This is a genomic window from Acinetobacter sp. 1294243 (genome assembly GCF_000588015.1).
Classification (GTDB): Bacteria; Pseudomonadota; Gammaproteobacteria; order Pseudomonadales; family Moraxellaceae; genus Acinetobacter; species Acinetobacter pittii.
Map to the genome: position 1 here is coordinate 107,994 of NZ_JFXG01000012.1, position 20,989 is coordinate 128,982.

Genomic DNA, 20,989 nt, shown 5'->3' on the forward strand with positions numbered 1-20,989 from the left:
ATATTTAACTCTTTTTTGCAGATGTAGGTAAAATTAACGCATCAAGCTGTTGTAATTGTGGATCATTGGCATGTTTTTGTTTCAGTTGTTGTAACACTGAGCTAAATTGAGTGAGTGACCCTTGCATATACAAAGCTTTAGCATAACGAACGCCAATATTTATATTATGGCTAAGTTCATACGCTTTGCCTAAGGCTTCCGCCGCAGCTTCATAATCATTCTGTAAAAATGCAATATAACCTAGCGTATCAAGAATTGAAGCCTGTTCAGGCGCATATTCTAATGCTTGCTCTGCATACTGACGTGCTTCTTTTAAACGACGGTTTTGCAGTGCCAGTGTATAAGCATATGCATTTAGATACGTTGGGCTGTTGGGCTCAAGTTGTAATAATTGTTTTAAGGTTTTGTCCAGCTTGTCACGGTCCGTATATGGATCAAGTAATAAAACTTCCGCGTAAATTAGTTCTGGGTCGTCGGGTAGGTTTTTAATTGCTTCATCTAATAGATTTAGTGCAGCTTTTTTATTGCCCATTTTCTTTAAGATTTCAGCTTGGGCTTGATATAAGAAACTTGCATGTTGAGGATAATTTACTCGTTCTTGAGTAAGGAACCGTAAAGCATCGTGTAAATTTTCTTGTTTATCATATATTGCGATCAAGTTTCGTCTAGATACCACATATAAACTGCCATCAACTAAACGATAGTATGCTTTTGCAGTTTCATAATGCTGTTTACGCTCCGCATTAATAGCTAAGTAGTAATACGCTTCATTTTGATATTTTGCCGAGTTTCGTAGGTCAACAAGATATTGTTCTGCTTTGTCATATTGCTTTAAATCAATACTTGTTAAGCCTGCAATAAATAAGGCTTCTTCAGCTTTAGGGTTAGTTTCTATAATCTTTTCAAGTTTTTCTAACGCAAGCTGAGATTGGTTAATTTGTATGAGATAGCGGATTTCAGCTAATCGAATATCTAAATTTTTCTTATTTTTACGACTCGACTTTGCATACCATTTAAGCGCACCTTCTTGATCGCTGAGAGCAATAAGTAAGTTTGCTTTCATTAAAATAAAGCTCGTTACTTTAGGACGTCGACGTAATGCTTTGTTAATGTTGGTTAGCGCAGTTTGTAATTGGCCATTTTGAGCTTCTAAATTGGCGATGAGTGCCAAAATAGAAGGATTGTCTTTTTCTGCGCTAGAACGTAAAGCTGTTAATAGTACTTCTCGATCTTGCGCATTTTCTGGAGCAATGCTAGCTAAAATTTGTTCTAAATCGGCAGTGGGATCTATCTTTAAAATTTTATCTAATGTCTCAGCAGCAAGCTGATATTCGTGCGTTTTTAAAGCAATGTGTGACAAATAAAATAAAGCTGGTACATCTTTAGGCTCTTGAGCTACCCAATGAGTAGCAATATTTAACGCAGCTTGTAAATCATTATATTCAAGTGCAACGTCTAAAGCTCTCTGCTTAATTGATGTAGAGTTGCTTTTAATTGCGAGCACTGTGTAATTATGCAAAGCGTTTGGAATATCGTCATAAGCTAGAGCAAATTCAGCGACCATTGTTTGCTCTAGGGCCTGATCAAATGAATGAACGGCATAGGTCTCTTGCACAGGACGTGCATAGACATACGAGGACATGCTACCTAACAACAAGAATGTGGTAGAATACTGTCTTATCGAAGCACCGTTAAAATTAATACGGCTATTCATTTGACGCAATTTTTATTGATCCAAAGTAATGCTTTTTATGACACCGATGTTGCACAATAGCATAAATTTAGCGAAATGATGATCTGATATGTCTTTCTTTGCATTGGGTGTCAACCATCAAACAGCTTCTGTAGAACTCCGCGAACAAATTGCTTTCAATGCAGAGCGATTAAGTCGTTTGCTTGCCGAACAACGCCATCACCAAAACTTAAAGGATTTGGTGGTCGTCTCGACCTGTAACCGTACAGAAGTTTATGCCATGGCAGAAAACGCCGAAAGCCTTCTAAAATGGTTAGCCGATGCCAATAATATTGATGTAAAGCAGTTAATTCATCATGTTTATCGTTACGAGAATACGCAGGCGATTACACATTTAATGCGAGTGGCGAGTGGTCTAGACTCTCTCATGCTTGGTGAGCCACAAATTTTAGGGCAGGTCAAAAGCGCTTTGGCATTGTCTAAAGAAGCGCAAACGGTCTCTCCTGAATTAAATAGTGTTTTTGAATACGCTTTCTATGCAGCTAAACGGGTACGTTCCGAAACAGCGGTAGGTAGTCATGCTGTTTCAATGGGTTATGCAGTTGCACAACTGGCCTTACAGGTTTTTAGTAAGCCTGAAAAGCTTACTGTTATGGTGGTTGCTGCGGGTGAAATGAATAGCTTGGTGGCTAAACATTTGGCTGAAATGGGTGTCGCGAAGATTATTATTTGTAATCGTAGCCGTGAGCGTGCTGACCAGCTGGCTCAGGAGATTGCACATCAGGTTGAAGTTGAAATTATTGAGTTTTCAGCATTAGCAGAAAATTTATATCGTGCTGATGTCGTGTCGAGCTGTACTGGTAGTTTATATCAAGTTATTGCTTATTCTGATGTTAAGGCCGCATTGAAGAAACGTCGCTACCAACAAATGTTAATGGTTGATTTAGCGGTACCACGTGATATAGATCCTAAAGTTGAAGCACTTGATGGGGTCTATTTATATGGTGTTGATGATTTACAAAGTGTGATTGATGAGAACCTTGCTCAACGTCGTCAGGCGGCTGTTGAAGCAGAGGTCATGGTTAATCAATTAGCTACTCAGCTTATTACGCATCAAAAGGTTAAAGAGGCGGGGAGTACAATTCATGCTTACCGCCAGCACAGTGAAGAGATTAGTCAACAAGAGCTTACACATGCGTTAGAAGCTTTGCATCATGGTGAGAATGCCGAACAGGTGTTACAGCAATTTGCTCACCGTTTGACGCAAAAACTTATGCATCCCACATCTATCTTGTTACGTGAAGCTGCTAAAGCAGAAAATCCTGATTATTTTGAATGGTTACAACAGCATTTACAGGATGTATTTGATCATGAGCGTAAGCCAAAACATTAAGACAACAGCTTTAAGCTAATTTGTTTTGTTAACTCATTGAGCTGTTGTCTTAGATTTCTTGATTCAATTAAAGAAATCGGTGATTTCAGTTTTTGACGTAAATATCTTTCTTGCAGACTTAGCGAATATTCCTTAGCTAACTTGTCAGCTACCTCAGGTGCCTGTGTTAATGCCTGAATATTGGTTCTTTGCATAATATCGGCGATTTCATGACAGTAACTACTACAAGCACCAAGCACATAATAAGTTGCCAGCTCTTGATCATCCGGTAAATCATCAAAAATACGGTTTAAGATTGCCAGTACTTTGGCCAATAATTCATCTTGCTGTATATAAGCCCGTAATCCTTCGAAATGAATATAAAGAAAAGGATGATGCATTAAAATTGCAATCGCAAAGTCTTCATCTTTTGTATGGATGTTAAATGAGAGCGAGGCATCGTGGCTGATTTGTGGGGTAAAACGTTTACCAAGTCCGAGTTTTTCACGGAAAGATTGAGTAAGTAAGTAACGGAAAGAACCTTGTTTTGGCAATAACTCGGTGAGTTCTCTGAGTTCTCCCATGACTAAGCTTTTCCCTTCAGGCGTACTGATATCGTGTTGACCTGTTAAGTGCGCAAACACGAAATCGGACAGAAGAGGGGCTTGTTGTAATAGTTTTTGGAAATTTTCGAGTCCTTCTCGACGGATGAGAGAGTCGGGGTCGTGATCATTGGGTAGAACAAAAAATTTAAGTTCACGACCATCATTAAGAAGTGGTAAAGCAATTTCTAAAGTTCTACGTGCAGCTTTTTGACCGGCTGCATCGCCATCAAAAGCAATCGTAATACGACTATTTTGTTTAAATAAAATATTAAGGTGTTCAGTATTACTTGCAGTCCCTAACGTTGCTACAGCTCCAGTAATGCCATATTGCTGAAGCGCAATGACATCCATATAACCTTCAACCATTAACCAATCACTGGATTTAAGCTTTCTTCCTTCATAAAGTCCGTAAAGTAGCTGATTTTTATGAAAGACTTCTGAATCTGGCGAGTTAATATATTTGGGCTTGATTTCATCATTTAATGCACGCCCACCAAAACCAACGACTCGACCTTTAGGGTCGCGAATTGGGAAAATAACGCGGTCACGTAATAGGTCAAAATCACGGCCATTATCGCTCGAGCGGATAAGCCCAAGTTGTTTTAAGCCGTCAATGTCATAGGGAAAGGCTTTCTCTAGGTGTTGCCAGTCTTCTGGGGCATAGCCTAAGCGCCAAAATTGAATCGTCTGATTGGTTAGTCCACGCTGTTTAAAGTAATTTTTTGCCTTTTGGCTATGAGGTAATTGTTGTTCATAGAACTGAGCAACATTTTCCAGTAAGTCATATAAATTACCTTCTTGAACTGGTTCATCAAAGCTAAACGGCTGTTCGAACTGAGCAAAAGGGTCATCAAAAAATACGGGTTCAAGTGTGTTGTAGCTTTCATCTGATGGCTGCTGTGAAGTTACAGGCTCAGCCGTATTTGTTTTAGTAACAGGTGGCTTTGTAACCTGACGGGTATAAGACAGTTTTTTATTTTCAGTATTATCTTTGGGTAATTCAATTCCAGTACTACTCGATAATTCTTTCATTACCTCAATAAAGTTTCGGTTATCAATATCCATAAGAAAACGGATTGCATTTCCGTTAGCCTGACAACCAAAGCAGTGATAATACTGCTTGTCACGGTAGACATGGAATGATGGCGTTTTTTCTTGATGAAAAGGGCAACAGCCGGAATATGTACGTCCGGTTTTTTTCAATTTCACACGCTGACCAATCAGATCGACAATATCTGTGCGATCTAGAATTTGATCAATCGTATGTTGTGGAATTGCCATAATTCAGATAACCGTATTAAAACTTGATGAGACAGTGAGTCAGAATATTCTGACATGATGAATCGAGATATGCCCAATAAATATTTTAATATTTTATAAAAACAAACAGGCAAGTGATATCACTTGCCTGTTTGTTGATGTTTTTTAAAGCTTAAACTTATTGAGCAGCGTCATCCGCACCTTGTGTTGCCTCATCTGATTGAACATCAGTTGAAGCTTCAGTAGAGGTTACAGCTGGTGCAACAGTTGTATTTTCTGCTGCTTGTGACTCAGGTTTGTCTAATAAACCGAAGCTTAAACGGTTTGTCCAACTACGTTCAGACTTAGGAGCTTCAACAGGTGTTTGTTCTGGTGCTTCAGTTTCTTCTTTATCTGAATTACCAATTAAACCAAAACTAACACGGTTGAGGAAACCACGTTTTGGAGCTTCTGCTTCAGTTGTGCTCTCTGGCGTTGCAGCAGTCGATTCACGACCGAAAATACCTAAAGTTGCACGGTTGATCCAGTTACCTTCTTTACGAGCAGCACGCATGTTAACTGTGCCGTCTTTTTTCACAAGGCTTGGATAATTAAGTTTTAAAACTTCAATATATTGTTGCGAAGTAGCTTTATCACCTAACTTGTCATAGCTATATGCCAAAGTGGCTAAAGCTTCTGGAATTTGACGTGTTTGTGGATAGTGTTCAATCACCCATTGCGAACGTTCTGCAGCTGCGATCCAAGCTTTACGTTTAACGTTGAAGCGGGCAGCAGTCATTTCATTTTCGGCAAGTTCTTGCCCAATGAATTTCATACGCTGAGCAGCATCGACAGAATATTGGCTACTTGGGAAACGACGAATTAAATCAACAAAGTTTTGATACGCAACTTTTAAATAACTCACATCACGATGTGACTGTTGCAAAGAGGTATAACGCATCAAACTGTCGTAGTTTTGCTCCATATTGGCAACAGCACGAACATAATAAGCATAATCCACATTTGGATGTTGAGGATTTAAACGAATAAAACGTTCTGCTAAGGCAATGGTGCCTTCATAATCTTTTTGTTTAAATTTCGAATATAGAAGTTCAAGTTGTGCTTGTTGAGCGTATTGTCCAGTCGGATAATAAGTATCGATTGCCTCTAAAGACTTGGTCGCATCAAGATATTGACCACGGTCAAGCGACTTTTGGGCCTTTTCGAAGTAAGCTTGTTCACTAGATTGAGGGCCAGTATCGACCACTTCTTTTTTACTTGGATTGCTGCTACAGCCCACAAATGCAGACGCTACGCCTAAAGATAAGGCAAGCATCGTAATTTTATAACGTGGTAGCGACATAAAAACTCCTCTGTTATGTTGGGCAATGAGCTACAATTGCGCTATTAAACCACTTTTATCTCAATGATCAAATGACTTCAGCACAATCTTCAAACACAAACTTCTCTGAAACCGACTTCAATTTACTTGAAGATTCTGAGGATGCAGATAACCATACTTCTGATACAACTGCAACACGTTTATCGTTGCAAGTTCAGCTAGATGAAACCTATCTGGGACAACGTATCGATCAGGTAGCAGCTTTGGTGTGGAGCGAGTTTTCGCGTGAAAAGCTCAAGCAATGGTTGAAGGATGGCCATCTGTTGGTGAATGGTAACATTGTCAAGCCTAAGCACCGTTGTGAAGGAACAGAGCTACTTACGCTTGAAGTAGAGCTCGAAGCCCAGACGACGAGTCAACCTGAAAATATTCCACTTAATATTGTCTATGAAGACGATGATATTTTAGTCATTAATAAGCCAGTGGGCATGGTGGTACATCCAGGAGCAGGCAATAGTTCTGGAACTTTAGTGAATGCTTTGCTTTACCATTTCCCAAAATTGGCAGAACTTTCGCGCGCTGGTTTAGTACACCGTATTGATAAAGATACCAGCGGTTTACTGGTTGTCGCTAAAAGCCTAGAAGCTCAATTTTCTTTAAGTAAACAGTTGGCAAATAAAACGGTTTACCGTGTATATGATTTGGTTGTTTATGGAAATATTATTGCTGGCGGTACGATTGATGAACCAATCAAACGCCACCCAGTTGACCGTGTGAAAATGGCAATTTTACCGGGTGGGCGAGATGCGGTAACTCACTACAATGTAAAAGAACGCTTTAAGGATTTTACTCGTGTACAAGCTCGTCTTGAAACAGGACGAACACATCAGATCCGTGTGCATTTTAGTTACATTGGTTATGGCTTGATTGGCGATCAGGTTTATATGAACCGTGTACGAGTGCCAGCTGGTGCATCTGAGTTGCTCATTGAAACTTTACGTGGTTTTAAACGTCAGGCATTGCACGCAGCGAAATTGGGCTTAAAACACCCTCGTACTGGTGAAGAAATGCTGTTTGAAGCGCCGTGGCCTGAAGATTTTACACATTTAGTGAATGTGTTGCGTTCAGAAAACGCTGCATATTAAGGACGTGCATATGGAATTTGTTCAAGGTTTACCTCAAGGCGTATTTGTAGGGCAGACACGTGTTCAACATCCTTTGGCATTACCAACGGATCAACTTGAATTATCTGGCTTTAATTTGGCTTTACATGTCAAAGATGAGGCACAACGTGTTCAACAGCATCGAATGATATTGTTAGATGAGTTTGCGAAATTTGGTGTTAAAAAAATGACATGGATGACTCAAACGCATAGTACGATTTGCCATACTGTAAATGAACAAATTCCTTTTAAAGCTTTAATTGGCGATGGTTTGGTCACCCAAACAAAAGGCCATGCTTTAATGATGATGACGGCTGATTGCTTACCTGTCGTGTTGGGAAATGCCGAAGGCAGTGAAGTTGCTAATTTGCATGCGGGTTGGCGTGGTTTAGCAGGTGGCATTATTGAAAATACAGTTACGGCTATGCAAAATCCTCCAACTTGGGCATGGTTAGGAGCTGCAATCAGTCAACCTTGTTTTGAAATTGGGGCCGAAGTAAAAACTGCTTTTTGTGATAAATATCCAGAGTTGGAAACAGCTTTTGTTGAGGGCGTGGCTCCAAATAAATTTCATGCAGACTTATATGCCATTGCTCGTTTTATTTTGCAAAGTCTAGGTGTACAGCAAGTCTTAGGTGGAGATCAATGTTCTTATCAACAGGGTGATGAGTATTTTTCTTATCGTCGTGATGCGAAGACAGGACGTATGGCTACGTTTGTTTTTATGTAAGTTTTGATAACTTCCTTAAATGACTCTCTTATTTTATATTTATTAAAAATAGGAGAGTTTTTTATTTAATTTGAAAATATTTCTATAGTATGTACTAGTGAAAACCTTATATTTCATATTTATAGATGAAGGTTTAGCAAGTGTTAATAAAATGATAAAATAGAAAAAATCGCTCAAAATTTTAATCTTATGTCTTTGCCTGAAAAACATCTCTCTATTGTCTACCACAGTCCATATGGTCATACCGCGAAGGTAGCTTCCGCTATTGCTGCTGGGGCAGAGGTGATGGGTGTAAAAGTACATTTAATGAATATTGAACATATTGATTGGGATGCGCTTGATGCATCGCATGGTATTATTTTTGGTTCGCCTACTTATATGGGAAGTATGACTGCCGACTTTAAAAAGTTTATGGACAGTACTTCTAAACGTTGGAAAGAGCGTTTGTGGCAAGGCAAACTTGCAGCTGGCTTTGCAAACTCAGGTGGTCTAAGCGGCGATAAATTAGCGGTATTACAACAATTAAATATTTTTGCGATGCAACATGGCATGCTTTGGTCAGGTTTACCTTTAATGACGACTGGGCATAGTGAAAAAGATTTAAATCGATTATCGAGTTGTTTAGGTTTAATGACGCAGTCAGATAATGCACCTGTTGAAATTACTCCTCCACAAGGTGATTTAGATACAGCTAAATGGTTTGGCGAATATATTGCTGGACTCTTATATAGATTAAATTAATAAATTCCGCGATATAAAAAAGCCTCTAAAAAGAGGCTTTTTATTTAATTACTTATGAAATATACGAGCTTTATCACGCTGCCAATCGCGATCTTTTTCAGTCGCACGTTTGTCGTGAAGCTGTTTACCTTTCACAAGCGCGATTTCAAGTTTAACCAAGTGACCTTTCCAGTAACATGCTAAAGGAACACATGAGTAACCTTTTTGGTTAACTGAACCTGTTAGCTTTTCTAGTTCTCGGCGTGATAATAATAATTTACGTGTACGTGTAGCTTCAGGTACTACATGAGTAGATGCTGAAAGGAGCGGTTGAATTTGTGCACCAAATAAAAACGCTTCACCATTCTTAAAAATGACATAACTTTCTGTCAAACTCATGCGACCAGCACGTAAAGACTTTACTTCCCAGCCGAGTAAAGACATACCAGCTTCAAATTTTTCTTCGATAAAATAATCATGGCGGGCACGGTTGTTTTTTGCGATGGTTCCACCATTATGTTTTTTCACTACTGTTGCTTTCGCCATAATTCAAACTTCCACAATTGCCCCTATTGTGCCGTAAACTGATGCTAAGGTGAAGTTTTTCCTGCACGTCAATATTTCGCCTCATGTATAACTTTTGCTAAAATAGGTTCACAATACAATTAGAGTACTAGCGGATGTCTAAAACGCGTGTAATTTATCCTGGAACATTTGACCCCATCACGAATGGACACGTTGATTTAGTTACTAGAGCATCAAGAATGTTTGATGAGGTTGTAGTAGCAATTGCAATTGGACATCATAAAAACCCTTTGTTCAGTCTAGAAGAGAGAGTTGAACTGGCCCAAACATCACTCAGCCATTTATCAAATGTTGAATTTGTCGGATTTGATGGGTTGCTAGTTAATTTTTTCAAAGAGCAGAAGGCAACAGCAGTACTTCGTGGTTTAAGAGCAGTTTCTGATTTTGAATATGAATTTCAACTTGCCAATATGAACCGTCAACTTGACCCACATTTTGAAGCAGTATTTTTAACGCCATCTGAGCAGTATTCATTTATTTCTTCGACATTGATTCGGGAAATTGCTCGTTTAAAAGGGGATGTAACCAAGTTTGTTCCGCAAGCTGTGGTTGAGGCCTTTGAACGTAAACATCAACAAGGTTGGTAAAGTGTCGTTATATATCACCGATGAATGCATAAACTGTGATGTTTGTGAACCAGTTTGCCCAAATGAAGCTATTTTCATGGGTGAAGTGATTTATGAAATTCATCCGGATTTATGCACTGAATGCGTTGGTCATCATGACCAACCGCAATGTCAGTTATTTTGTCCAGTGGACTGTATTCCTAAAGATCCGCAGCATGTGGAGACGGAAGATGAGCTATTCGACAAATACAAAAAATTAATTGCTCAAAAAAGCACAAGCAATTAGTAAATAAATTTGTTAATATGCGCCCCTGAAGTGAGCTGGATGGTCGCTGCTGTGGAGGTCTTCGTGACTGAAGCAGGGGAGGAAAGTCCGGGCTTCATAGGGCAGGGTGCCAGGTAACGCCTGGGCGGTGAAAGCCGACGGAAAGTGCAGCAGAGAGTAGACCGCCTCATTCGTGAGGTAAGGGTGAAAGGGTGCGGTAAGAGCGCACCGCGTGTCTGGTAACAGTTCACGGCATGGTAAACCCCACCAGAAGCAAGACCAAATAGGAATCCTGAGGTACGGCCCGTACTGGATTCGGGTAGGTCGCTTGAGCGTATGAGTGATTGTGCGCCTAGAGGAATGACCATCCTCGACAGAACCCGGCTTATAGGCTCACTTCACCTCATTTTATTTAAAATTTTTCTTGACGTGCGTTAAAGAAGTTAAGATAATGCGCGCACAGTTTTCGGCTATGTAGCTCAGTTGGTTAGAGCACCGCACTCATAATGCGGGGGTCACAAGTTCAAGTCTCGTCATAGCCACCATTTTATAGACCACGCTCCTGCGTGGTCTTTTTTTATGCTCATTTTTTGATTAAACACAGTTTGTAAAGACCGACTTTATAGTTATGGCATTGTTTGTCTAGATCAATTTCTTCATGTTCTTATAACACTTAACAAGGATGTTGAAGACATGAAAAGGTCATTATTATTTTTAGGAATTTTAAGTTTAACGGCGGGAGTAGAGGCTTCTGCGGCTGATCTAAGTTGGGGAGATCCAACTTTAGATTCTGGTCAGTTTAAAATTTCTGGCGCAGTACGTTCCCGCTATTTGCATAAAGATTATGTAGTTGATGCAAATGAAGGTTCTCAAAATGATGATTGGCGATTAACTGATATTAAATTAGTGCTAGGTTATGAAAATCCAGATTGGATTGCAGGTGCGGATGCCCGTTGTTATCAATATGATCGCTTGTGTGATGCGATTTTTCTAAAAAAAGCTTGGGTAGGTTATAAATTATCTGATCAGCAGAGAATCACGGCAGGGTTACAACCCGTTGATTTTGGCTTTGGCGAATTTTGGGGAAGTAGCTATTACGAAACTCTTTTAAATACTGTCGGTTTAGAAGATATCGATAATCTGGGGATTAAATATAAATTTGCAGATGATAAATATAATTTGACCCTAGGATTCTATCCCACTGATGGCGGAAATTATAAGGGAACTTCAAAGGACTCAAGCAGATACAGTGGTAACTTTGTGGAAGCTGATGATTTAACCACAGGTACTAATATCGAAGAAAAGAATATGTGGATTGCTCGAGGATCTAGAAAATTTGAACTTGATAAAGCTCAAAAATTTTCGACCGAGTTAGGTGGTTCAGTTTGGTACTCTGATTTAGAAAATAAAAGAACAGACGAAGATGGACACCGCAAGTCATGGAACGTTTTTGCTCAAACACAATATCAAGCATGGCAATGGATGTTCTTAGCGGGCAAGCAAGATGTCACGAATGGCGACGATTTATTCCCTAATAGTTCAACGATTGGTGCGTTCGACTATCCATATCAAGTTGCTAATAAAGGCAAATATCTGGTCAATGAAATCAACTATACCTTTGCTCAGCCATTTCACAAACTTGAAAATATTAAACCTTATATCTCTCATAGCCGCTTCTTTAAAGATGAGAATGGTTATAAAGACTCTGAACGCTTAATTGCAGGGGTTTATTTTAATTACAAAGCCATTGGTATTCAGGGTGAATACATTATGAGTAAAAATGATCCAATGGTTGGTGGTGGGGCTGATGGCCTTGCACAAGGTAGCAGTAATGATTGGGATAAATTATTTTATCTTTCAATCGGATATTATTTTTAAAATTTAAAAGCGATTTATTGCCCTAAGTGAATACACTTCACTTAGGGCTTTTTTATAGAAAGACTTTTTCAGGTGGTGGATCTCGTTTGAAGGCTGGTGAAATGAGTTGTCCACGACTTAGGTTTTGTACATGCTGTAAACGATTGAGCAATTCGTTTTGAATAAACAAAATACAGGTTTGTAATTTAGATGAGCTTTTGAGTCGTGATGGATAAACTGCCCAAACATCAGCATCTTGCCAATATTCGGGCAAAATGTGTTGGAGTTGACCTGTAATTAATTCATCTGCAACATCCCAAATTGATCGGAAAATAATCCCGTGGCCTTCTATGGCAAGTTGATGAATAATTTCGCCGTTATTCGAAACAAAACGTGGTTTGATATGCACTGAGACATCTTCAGAAGCATGCCTAAATTTCCATAGCACAGACGATTGATCACGCTCACTAATCGTCAAACAATCATGTGTTTGCAAGTCTTCAATGCTGTCTGGTACGCCGTGTTTAAGTAAATAGCTCGGTGCTGTGCATAAAATTCGAAAATTAGAAGCTAACTTCTTCGCAATCATGTTTGGCGCAATTTCATTACCAATTCTAATATCCAAATCAATACTGTGTTGAATCAAGTCTTTGGTATTGTCGATGGTGTCAAAATGAATCTGAAGTTTTGGATAAAGCATCATTAATTTAGACAGAATTGGTGCAATATGCTTTCTGCCAAAACCAAAGCTACTAATAATATCCATACGACCGGTAGGCGTACTGAGTGGGTTATTTACCAGTTCACAGACTTCATCAAATTCTTCAAGAATATTTGAAACTCTCTCAAGGATGAGTTTGCCATCTTCTGTCAGACTAACGTGACGCGTGCTGCGATGAAAAAGTTTGCAGCTTAACGTGTTTTCTAAAATATTAATTCGCTTGCTAATAAAAGCAGGCGAAGTCCCTAGTTCCTCAGCAGATTCGACAAAACTTTTTAGTTTGGCGACTGTGCAAAAAACCTTTAAATCCGATAGGTTAGGTAGATTGTTCACGATCCGTGTCCATTGGAGTGATAGTTCTGTTGTTGATCATTTTTGCTTAAAACATCATGTTTAAGCCATACAAGGATATTAGTCGAAGGTGTGAAGGAAGCTTATGGCAAAAAGATATAAAGTTGCCACGATTGCAGGCGATGGCATTGGTTTAGAAGTTCTACCAGAAGGCATTAAGGTTGTAAAGGCAGCAGCAGAGAAGCATGGTATTGAGCTTCAGTTAGATGCTTTCGATTGGGCAAGCTGCGATTACTACCTTGAGCACGGCAAAATGATGCCAGATGACTGGTTTGAAACTTTGCAGGGCTATGATGCAATTTATTTTGGCGCTGTAGGCTGGCCAGATAAAGTACCTGACCATATTTCACTATGGGGTTCGCTGCTCCAGTTCCGTCGCGGTTTTGACCAATATGTGAATTTACGTCCAGTGCGCTTAATGCCGGGTGTTAAATGTCCCCTAGTAGGTAAAAAACCGGGCGATATCGACTTCTACGTGGTCCGTGAAAACAGTGAAGGAGAATACTCAGCCATTGGTGGTAAGGCTTTTGAAGGAACAGATCGAGAGTTTGTTTTACAAGAAGCTGTATTTACACGTCATGGTGTAGATCGCATTTTGCGTTATGCATTTGAGTTTGCAAATCAGCGTGACGCGAAAAAAATTACAGCAGCGACCAAGTCTAATGGTATTGCGGTCAGCATGCCCTATTGGGATGAACGTGTGGATGCGATGGCAAAACAATATCCACAAATTCAGGCCGATAAACAGCACGTTGATATTTTAGCAGCTCGTTTTGTTTTACAACCTGAACGCTTTGATGTGGTTGTAGCATCAAATTTATTTGGTGATATTCTTTCCGATTTAGGCCCGGCATGTACAGGAACTATTGGTTTAGCTGCTTCGGCAAATTTAAACCCAGAAAGAAAATTCCCCTCATTGTTTGAACCTGTACATGGTTCGGCACCAGATATTTACGGTAAACAAATTGCCAACCCAATCGCTGCGATTTGGTCAGGTGCCATGATGTTCGAATTCTTTGGCGAAGATGATGAACGCTGCATTCAAGCAGGTCAGGACATTATGCAGGCGATTGAGAATGTATTAATTAATGGGCCAAAGACAGCCGATATCGGCGGTCAGGCAAAAACTTATGAGGTAGGAGATGCAATTGCATCATGTGTAGCCCAAATTAAAATGGACGTGTTCGCTATGGAATAACGCCATCCAAAAATGGATGTATGGATATGGATAATCAAAACACAAAAATTTATACGGATAAAGTTCTTGCCGTAACCAGTTTACTGTTTGTATTTATTTCAGTTGCTGGTTTGGCGATTTATTCGCAAGAGTCGATAAAGATTGCTGCAACATGGATGCAGTGGACGACATCGGTATTTACCACCCCAGTATTACTGTTTGCTTTTTTAGCTATTATTTTTACTTTTGGTCTAGCTTTTAGTAAATACGGCAAAATCAAACTAGGTGAAGGAAAGCCTCAATACACCACGATGTCATGGATTTTTATGTTCATCTTGTCGGGTATCGGGTCTTCTACATTGTACTGGGGCTTTCTGGACTGGGCTTATTATTATCAAACTCCGGGTTTGAGCTTACCGCCTGAGTCAGCAGAAGCATTGAAATATAGCGTGGCTTACTCGTTTTTTCACTCAGGTTTAAGTGCATGGGCAATTTATGCTTTGGCATCAATTTCTTTGTGCTACAGCTACCATGTTAGAAAAAACAAAGGCTTAAGTTTGGCTTCTGTGATTGAAGCTGTGACAGGCTTTAAATCAACTGGCGTGGTTGGACGTTTAGTCGATCTTATGTTCTTGCTTTGCATGTTTGGTGCATTGACGATTTCATTAGTACTCACTGCCGTGACATTTACCAATATTTTGTCTCAGCTCACGGGTATTCCAAATACCTTTATGACCAAGGTCATCATTATTTTGGGTGTTTCGGTTCTATTCGCACTAAGTTCGTATGTAGGTATGGACAAGGGCATGCAACGTTTAAGTCACATGGTGTGCTTAGGTGTGGTGTTATTTGCGATTTATGTACTTTGTTTTGGTCCAACGCAATTCATTTTGAATAACTCATTAATGAGTTTCGGGTTAATGGCAACCAACTTTGTTGATATGAGTCTGTTTACCGACCCAATGGGCGATGGCAAGTTTACTCGTGAATGGACTGTTTTCTACTGGTTATGGTGGATTTCATATGCACCGGGTGTGGCACTGTTTGTAACACGTGTTTCTAAAGGTCGTACTATTAAAGAAGTGATCTTTGCCATGGTGATTGGTGGCAGTGTTGGTCTTTGGTTCATCTTTGGTGTGTTTGAAAACTACAGTGTTTATAGCTTTATTCATGGGGCTGTAAATGTACCGCAAATCTTAAGCCAACAGGGTGGTGAGGTTGCAATTGGTCAATTGCTCAGCCTATTACCTGCTGGAAAGCTGATGATGTGGATTTTCCTCGGCATTATGGTGGTGTTCTTGGCAGCACATATGGATGCGGTTGGGTATGCGGTTTCAGCAACATGTACACGCGGTTTAAGTGAAGGGCAAGATCCATCGCCAAACGCACGTCTGTTCTGGTGTGTCATGCTGACTTTGGTTCCAATTGCCATGATCTTTAGTAAGGCACCTTTAGACACAATGAAAACAGCAACTATTGTGACGGCTTTACCATTCATTGTGATTATTCTGATTCAAACCTATGGTTTAGTGAAATGGTTGATTCAGGATTATGCCAAAGTCCCATCACATTTAATTGAGCAACAAGGTTATGATGATGTGGAAATTGGTTTAAACCAGACTCAAGATGAACATGCAAAACGGATGCAGCTTGAGCTTGCAAGCTCAATCAAACTGGACAGAAAAACCAGCTAGAGGGAACGGTAATGACTACATGTGAACAGACCACGTATGTTTTAAGTGAAGAAATGCAAAGCCTTGTGTATTGGAGCAGCATTTATTCACCAGCAGATGCAGATATTGACTCAGTCCGCGCGGCCTATGACGCGATGTGTCGACACTACACTTTGCCTCGTGATGGCAAGATCGAAGTAGAAGACCGAGTTGTTGCAAATGCAGAGCATCCTGTACCTGTTCGCATCTATTCACCAAAAACTAAACGACCTGAAGCTGGTTGGCCATGTGTGTTGTATTTACATGGTGGCGGTTGGATGGTCGGTGGACTCGATTCACATGAGTTTATTACCAGTTATTTATGTCAGGACCTAAATGCAGTTGTCATTGGTGTGGATTACCGCATGGCACCAGAGCATCGCTTTCCAGCAGCTTTTGAAGATTGTTTAGCAGTTTATCAATGGCTTAAACAACATGGTTCTGACTGGCAGATTGATAGTGAAAATATCGTTCTAGCAGGCGATAGCGCAGGCGGTAACTTAGCAGCAGCCCTTGCAGTGCATCTACAGCATAGTGGTTTACAAGCTCAAGGTCTGGCTTTGGTTTATCCGTGTTTAACTACAGCACTTGATACACCAGCCGCACAAAAGCATGCCCATGCGCCGTTACTCACAACGGAAGATATGCATTTTTATTTAAAGGAGTATGCACCGAATTCACAAGATTGGCAGGATTTACGTCTAGCACCTTTATTGGCAACTGATTTTTCAGATATGCCTACAAGTTTTGTGGCGGTTGCAGAATATGACCCTTTAAGTGATGACGGTTATTTCCTTACCCAAAAATTGGAACAAGTAGGTATCCCTAACGAGTTCCATTTAGGCAAAGGTTTATTACATGGCAGTTTACGTCTGATGCGTGACTGTCCTGAAGTTCAACAGTTATATCAAAACATGCTGAGTGCGATACGTCGCATGTTTGGCAGTGTCGAAAAGATATGAATTTAATATCGAGTCATTTGGACGAAAAGAATTTAATGGAGTAATAACATGAGTGCAGTTGAAAAATTACCTGAAGATTTTTGCGCAAACCCAGATGTTGCATGGACTTTCCCTAAAGTTTTCTATACTTCATCGCAAGTATTTGAGCATGAGAAAGAAGCAATCTTTGCTAAAAGCTGGATTTGTGTTGCACATGGCAGTGAATTGGCACAACCGAATGACTATATTACCCGTAAAGTAATTGGTGAAAATATTGTCATCATTCGTGGTAAAGATAGCGTTTTACGTGCGTTTTATAATGTGTGTCCACATCGTGGTCACGAGCTTTTAAGTGGCAGTGGTAAAGCAAAAAATGTAATTACTTGCCCATATCATGCTTGGACTTTTAAGCTAGACGGTAGCTTAGCCTTGGCGCGTAACTGTGACCATGTCGAATCTTTTGACAAAGAAAATTCAAGCATGGTGCCTTTAAAAGTTGAGGAATATGCAGGCTTTGTTTTCATTAATATGGATGAAAATGCGACTTGTGTAGAAGACCAACTTCCGGAATTTGCTGAGCGTTTAAATCAAGCATGTAGCGTAATTAAAGATTTGAAACTGGCAGCACGTTTTGTGACAGAAACTCCAGCAAACTGGAAAGTGATTGTTGATAACTATCTAGAGTGCTATCACTGTGGACCAGCGCATCCTGGTTTTGCTGACTCCGTACAAGTTGATAAATATTGGCATACCACACATCAGAACTGGACATTGCAATATGGCTTTGCTCGCTCATCTGAGAAGTCATTTAAGCTTGATCCATCAGTAACAGATCCTGAATTTCACGGTTTCTGGACTTGGCCTTGCACGATGTTCAATGTACCACCGGGCAGCAATTTCATGACTGTGATCTATGAGTTCCCAGTAGATGCAGAAACGACTTTGCAGCATTACGATATTTACTTCACGAACGAAGAACTCACTCAAGATCAGAAAGACTTAATTGAGTGGTATCGCAATGTATTCCGTCCTGAAGATTTGAACTTGGTCGAAAGCGTACAACGTGGTTTGAAATCACGTGGTTATCGTGGTCAAGGTCGTATTATGACCGACAAGCAACGCTCTGGTATCAGTGAGCATGGTATTGCTTACTTCCAGCATTTAGTGGCGCAGCATCACAAATAAAACAAATGGATTTATTCAGGTGTAAAGATGACTTACACCTGATTCTTCAGTTAGGAAGATAATATGTCGAGTTTACAAAGCACAGAATTATTTCAGCAACAAGCCTATATTAACGGACAATGGCTAGCTGCACAGTCCAATGCATCGGTTCCAGTGACTAACCCAGCAACAGGCGAAGAAATTGGCACAATTCCAAATATGGGAGCGGCTGAAGCTACACAAGCAGTTAAAGCTGCTTATACTGCTTTGCAAAGCTGGAAGGCTTTGACCGCTCAAAACCGTGCAGATATTTTATTGGCTTGGTACAAACTAGTTCTCGATCATACCGATGAACTTGCTTTAATTATGACTATTGAACAAGGAAAACCTCTGGCAGAAGCGAAAGGTGAGGTGCGTTATGCTGCATCATTTATTCAATGGTTTGCCGAAGAAGGCAAGCGTATTTATGGTGATGTGATTCCAACCGTCAATAACCAGCAGCGCTTTATTATCAGTAAAGAACCTGTGGGTGTGGTGGCTGCGATTACGCCGTGGAATTTCCCAATCGCCATGATTACCCGTAAAGCAGCACCGGCTTTAGCAGCTGGATGTACGGTCGTGATTAAGCCAGCGAATGAAACGCCTTATTGTGCTTTAGCGATTGCGAAGCTTGCAGAAAAAGCAGGTATTCCAGCGGGTGTGATTAACGTCGTTACTGGTAAGTCTCAAGAAATTGGCTCGGTATTTACTTCACATGAAAAAGTGAAAAAATTGACCTTCACTGGCTCAACTCCAGTGGGACGCCTACTGATGCAGCAGTGCTCAAGTACCATTAAAAAATTAGCGCTTGAGTTGGGCGGAAATGCTCCTCTGATTGTGTTTGATGACGCCGATTTAGATAAAGCTGTACAAGGTGCGATTTTTGCCAAGTTCCGTAATGCAGGCCAGACCTGTGTTTGTGCTAACCGCATTTATGTACACGACAATATTTATCAAGCTTTTGCCGAGAAGTTTGTACAAGAAGTACAAAAGTTTAAAGTTGGTAATGGGCTTGAAGATGGCGTGCAAATTGGCCCATTAATTAATGAAAAAGCAGTGTTAAAAGCACAGCAGTTGATTGATGATGCAGTGAGCAAAGGCGCTAAGGTGGCTTGCGGTGGTAAGCAGCATGCTTTAGGACAAACCTTTTATGAGCCATCGGTTCTAACGAACGTAGACCGTACAATGGAAATTGTCCAAGAAGAAATTTTTGGTCCAGTTGCGCCGCTTATTCGCTTTACAGATGAAGCAGACGTCGTTTCTCAAGCAAATGACACGATCTTTGGTTTGGCTGCTTATGTGTATAGTGAAAATATTTCACGTTTATGGCGAGTATCAGAACAGCTTGAATATGGAATGGTCGGTATGAATGCCACAGCAATTTCAAATGAAGTTGTACCATTTGGTGGTGTGAAACAATCAGGTGTTGGGCGTGAAGGCTCAAAGTATGGTCTTGAAGAATTCATGACCATTAAATACATGTGTTTAGGGCTTTAAGGATAAGCCCTAACAACAAGAATATGTGGTAAAAGAAGGATTCTAATATGGCTAGTCATTATGAAATGTTCCCAGCGGTTGTTACTCATGTGGAGCAACTAACCCCTTTAATCAAACGGTTTACGTTCAAACGTCAAGATGGGCAGAACTTTCCTCGATTTAGTGGGGGAAGCCATATTATTGTCAAAATGAATGAACAGCTTTCAAATGCATATTCATTGATGAGTTGTACACAAGACCTATCGACTTACCAAGTCTGCGTTCGTAAAGATGTGGAAGGTAAGGGTGGTTCAGTGTTTATGCATGATCAATGCAATGAAGGCTGTGAAATTCAGATTTCAGAACCAAAAAATTTATTTCCATTAGCCGAAACAGGGAATAAACATATTTTAATTGCAGGTGGAATTGGCATTACACCATTCTTGCCTCAAATGGATGAGCTTGCAGCACGCGGTGCAGATTTTGAGCTACATTATGCTTATCGCTCGCCTGAACATGCGGCTTTGTTAGATGAGTTAAAGCAGAAACATGCAGAACATGTATTTAGCTATGTTGACTCAGAAGGTTGCTCATTGAAGCTGGATGAACTGATTTCATCACAACCTAAAGGCACACATGTGTATGTTTGTGGACCGAAACCCATGATTGATGCTGTGATTGATTGCTGTAATAAGCACCGTTACCGCGATGAATACATTCACTGGGAACAATTTGCCTCAACAGTTCCTGAAGATGGTGAAGCATTTACAGTGGTACTTGCCAAATCTAATCAAGAAATTGAAGTACAAAGTAATCAGACGATTTTACAAGCTATTGAAACATTAAATATTGATGTGGAATGTCTATGCCGAGAAGGGGTTTGTGGTACATGTGAAACTGCTATTTTAGAAGGCGAAGCAGATCACTTTGATCAATACTTAAGTGATGCAGAAAAGGCTTCACAGAAGAGCATGATGATTTGTGTGTCGAGAGCTAAAGGTAAAAAACTAGTATTAGATCTTTAATATATTTCTGTGGCCGATCAATTGTTTAAAGCAAAAAATGCTAAAAAAAGAACAAATAATGATGATCTGAATCTTATTTGTTCAATTGATGGGCATTAAGGGTTTTTACCTATTGACCTGCTATACAGAACTATAGATAATGCGCACACAGTTTACGGCTATGTAGCTCAGTTGGTTAGAGCACCGCACTCATAATGCGGGGGTCACAAGTTCAAGTCTCGTCATAGCCACCATTTTAAAAACCAC

The 20,989-nt window shown here is 40.1% G+C and carries 18 protein-coding genes, 2 tRNA genes and 1 other RNA gene; 16 read left to right on the forward strand and 5 right to left on the reverse strand.

The window, feature by feature from the left end; all coding sequences use genetic code 11:
• Window positions 1-4 precede the first annotated feature (4 nt).
• On the reverse strand, window positions 5-1,714 hold the full coding sequence (locus tag J655_RS18520; protein WP_212752017.1) for a tetratricopeptide repeat protein: 1,710 nt from the start codon (window positions 1,712-1,714) through the stop codon (window positions 5-7).
• A gap of 88 nt (window positions 1,715-1,802) precedes the next feature.
• Between J655_RS18520 and hemA the strand changes: the two genes are divergently transcribed.
• On the forward strand, window positions 1,803-3,086 hold the full coding sequence (hemA, locus tag J655_RS18525; protein WP_005803203.1) for a glutamyl-tRNA reductase: 1,284 nt from the start codon (window positions 1,803-1,805) through the stop codon (window positions 3,084-3,086).
• On the opposite strand, the gene J655_RS18530 is transcribed toward hemA, so the two are convergent.
• Both J655_RS18530 and J655_RS18535 read right to left on the reverse strand, forming a co-directional pair.
• On the reverse strand, window positions 3,083-4,951 hold the full coding sequence (locus J655_RS18530) for a DNA primase (RefSeq protein ID WP_002120311.1): 1,869 nt from the start codon (window positions 4,949-4,951) through the stop codon (window positions 3,083-3,085). The two genes, hemA and J655_RS18530, sit on opposite strands and share 4 nt — an antisense overlap.
• 157 nt (window positions 4,952-5,108) lie before the next feature.
• Window positions 5,109-6,272, reverse strand: coding sequence for an outer membrane protein assembly factor BamD (locus tag J655_RS18535; RefSeq protein WP_032052757.1), 1,164 nt, complete (start codon window positions 6,270-6,272; stop codon window positions 5,109-5,111).
• 71 nt (window positions 6,273-6,343) lie between these two features.
• On the opposite strand from J655_RS18535, the gene rluD reads away from it, so the two are divergent.
• The 3 genes from rluD to J655_RS18550 all read left to right on the forward strand — a co-directional run bounded on the left by rluD (window position 6,344) and on the right by J655_RS18550 (window position 8,885).
• Window positions 6,344-7,396, forward strand: coding sequence for a 23S rRNA pseudouridine(1911/1915/1917) synthase RluD (rluD, locus tag J655_RS18540; protein ID WP_005075271.1), 1,053 nt, complete (start codon window positions 6,344-6,346; stop codon window positions 7,394-7,396).
• 10 nt (window positions 7,397-7,406) lie between these two features.
• Window positions 7,407-8,144: a peptidoglycan editing factor PgeF gene (pgeF, locus tag J655_RS18545; RefSeq protein ID WP_005075273.1), complete on the forward strand. Its 738-nt coding sequence runs from the start codon at window positions 7,407-7,409 to the stop codon at window positions 8,142-8,144.
• 189 nt (window positions 8,145-8,333) lie between these two features.
• Window positions 8,334-8,885 carry a flavodoxin family protein gene (locus J655_RS18550; RefSeq protein ID WP_005075275.1) on the forward strand — a complete coding sequence of 184 codons (552 nt, stop codon included), beginning with the start codon at window positions 8,334-8,336 and terminating at the stop codon, window positions 8,883-8,885.
• A gap of 48 nt (window positions 8,886-8,933) precedes the next feature.
• Here J655_RS18550 and smpB read toward each other — a convergent pair whose 3' ends face one another.
• Window positions 8,934-9,410 carry an SsrA-binding protein SmpB gene (smpB, locus tag J655_RS18555; RefSeq protein WP_032052758.1) on the reverse strand — a complete coding sequence of 159 codons (477 nt, stop codon included), beginning with the start codon at window positions 9,408-9,410 and terminating at the stop codon, window positions 8,934-8,936.
• Window positions 9,411-9,544: 134 nt separating this feature from the next.
• Here smpB and coaD point away from each other — a divergent pair, with 134 nt between their 5' ends.
• From coaD to J655_RS18570, 5 genes are all read left to right on the forward strand, one after another.
• Complete coding sequence (gene coaD / locus J655_RS18560; RefSeq protein ID WP_005070938.1) at window positions 9,545-10,036, forward strand: pantetheine-phosphate adenylyltransferase; 492 nt, start codon at window positions 9,545-9,547, stop codon at window positions 10,034-10,036.
• A gap of 1 nt (window position 10,037) precedes the next feature.
• The gene (locus J655_RS0104680) at window positions 10,038-10,301 is read left to right on the forward strand and encodes a YfhL family 4Fe-4S dicluster ferredoxin (RefSeq protein ID WP_005070936.1); all 264 of its coding nucleotides are present in this window, start codon (window positions 10,038-10,040) and stop codon (window positions 10,299-10,301) included.
• Window positions 10,302-10,328: 27 nt separating this feature from the next.
• An RNA gene (gene rnpB / locus J655_RS18665) (RNase P RNA component class A) lies at window positions 10,329-10,684 on the forward strand.
• A 64-nt stretch (window positions 10,685-10,748) separates the two neighbouring features.
• Window positions 10,749-10,825 (forward strand) — tRNA-Met (locus J655_RS18565).
• Window positions 10,826-10,973: 148 nt separating this feature from the next.
• Complete coding sequence (locus tag J655_RS18570; protein WP_005803193.1) at window positions 10,974-12,158, forward strand: porin; 1,185 nt, start codon at window positions 10,974-10,976, stop codon at window positions 12,156-12,158.
• Window positions 12,159-12,210: 52 nt separating this feature from the next.
• Here J655_RS18570 and J655_RS18575 read toward each other — a convergent pair whose 3' ends face one another.
• A complete protein-coding gene (locus J655_RS18575; RefSeq protein WP_032052759.1) occupies window positions 12,211-13,191 on the reverse strand; it encodes a LysR family transcriptional regulator in 981 nt (326 codons plus the stop codon).
• Window positions 13,192-13,294: 103 nt separating this feature from the next.
• On the opposite strand from J655_RS18575, the gene J655_RS18580 reads away from it, so the two are divergent.
• From J655_RS18580 to J655_RS18610, 7 genes are all read left to right on the forward strand, one after another.
• Entirely contained in the window at window positions 13,295-14,407 is a 1,113-nt protein-coding gene (locus J655_RS18580; protein WP_005803190.1) for a tartrate dehydrogenase, read from the forward strand.
• Between the two features lie 20 nt (window positions 14,408-14,427).
• Entirely contained in the window at window positions 14,428-16,080 is a 1,653-nt protein-coding gene (locus J655_RS18585; RefSeq protein WP_023187688.1) for a BCCT family carnitine transporter, read from the forward strand.
• An 11-nt stretch (window positions 16,081-16,091) separates the two neighbouring features.
• Window positions 16,092-17,060, forward strand: coding sequence for an alpha/beta hydrolase (locus J655_RS18590; protein WP_005803187.1), 969 nt, complete (start codon window positions 16,092-16,094; stop codon window positions 17,058-17,060).
• A 48-nt stretch (window positions 17,061-17,108) separates the two neighbouring features.
• Window positions 17,109-18,224 (forward strand): carnitine monooxygenase subunit alpha, encoded by a 1,116-nt coding sequence (gene cntA, locus J655_RS18595; protein WP_002120432.1) that lies wholly within the window; start codon window positions 17,109-17,111, stop codon window positions 18,222-18,224.
• Window positions 18,225-18,287: 63 nt separating this feature from the next.
• Entirely contained in the window at window positions 18,288-19,739 is a 1,452-nt protein-coding gene (locus J655_RS18600; protein WP_005803184.1) for an NAD-dependent succinate-semialdehyde dehydrogenase, read from the forward strand.
• Between the two features lie 47 nt (window positions 19,740-19,786).
• Window positions 19,787-20,743, forward strand: a complete 957-nt coding sequence (cntB, locus tag J655_RS18605; protein ID WP_005803183.1) for a carnitine monooxygenase, reductase subunit CntB — start codon at window positions 19,787-19,789, stop codon at window positions 20,741-20,743.
• Window positions 20,744-20,899: 156 nt separating this feature from the next.
• Window positions 20,900-20,976, forward strand: a tRNA-Met gene (locus J655_RS18610).
• The last annotated feature ends 13 nt before the right edge of the window (window positions 20,977-20,989 follow it).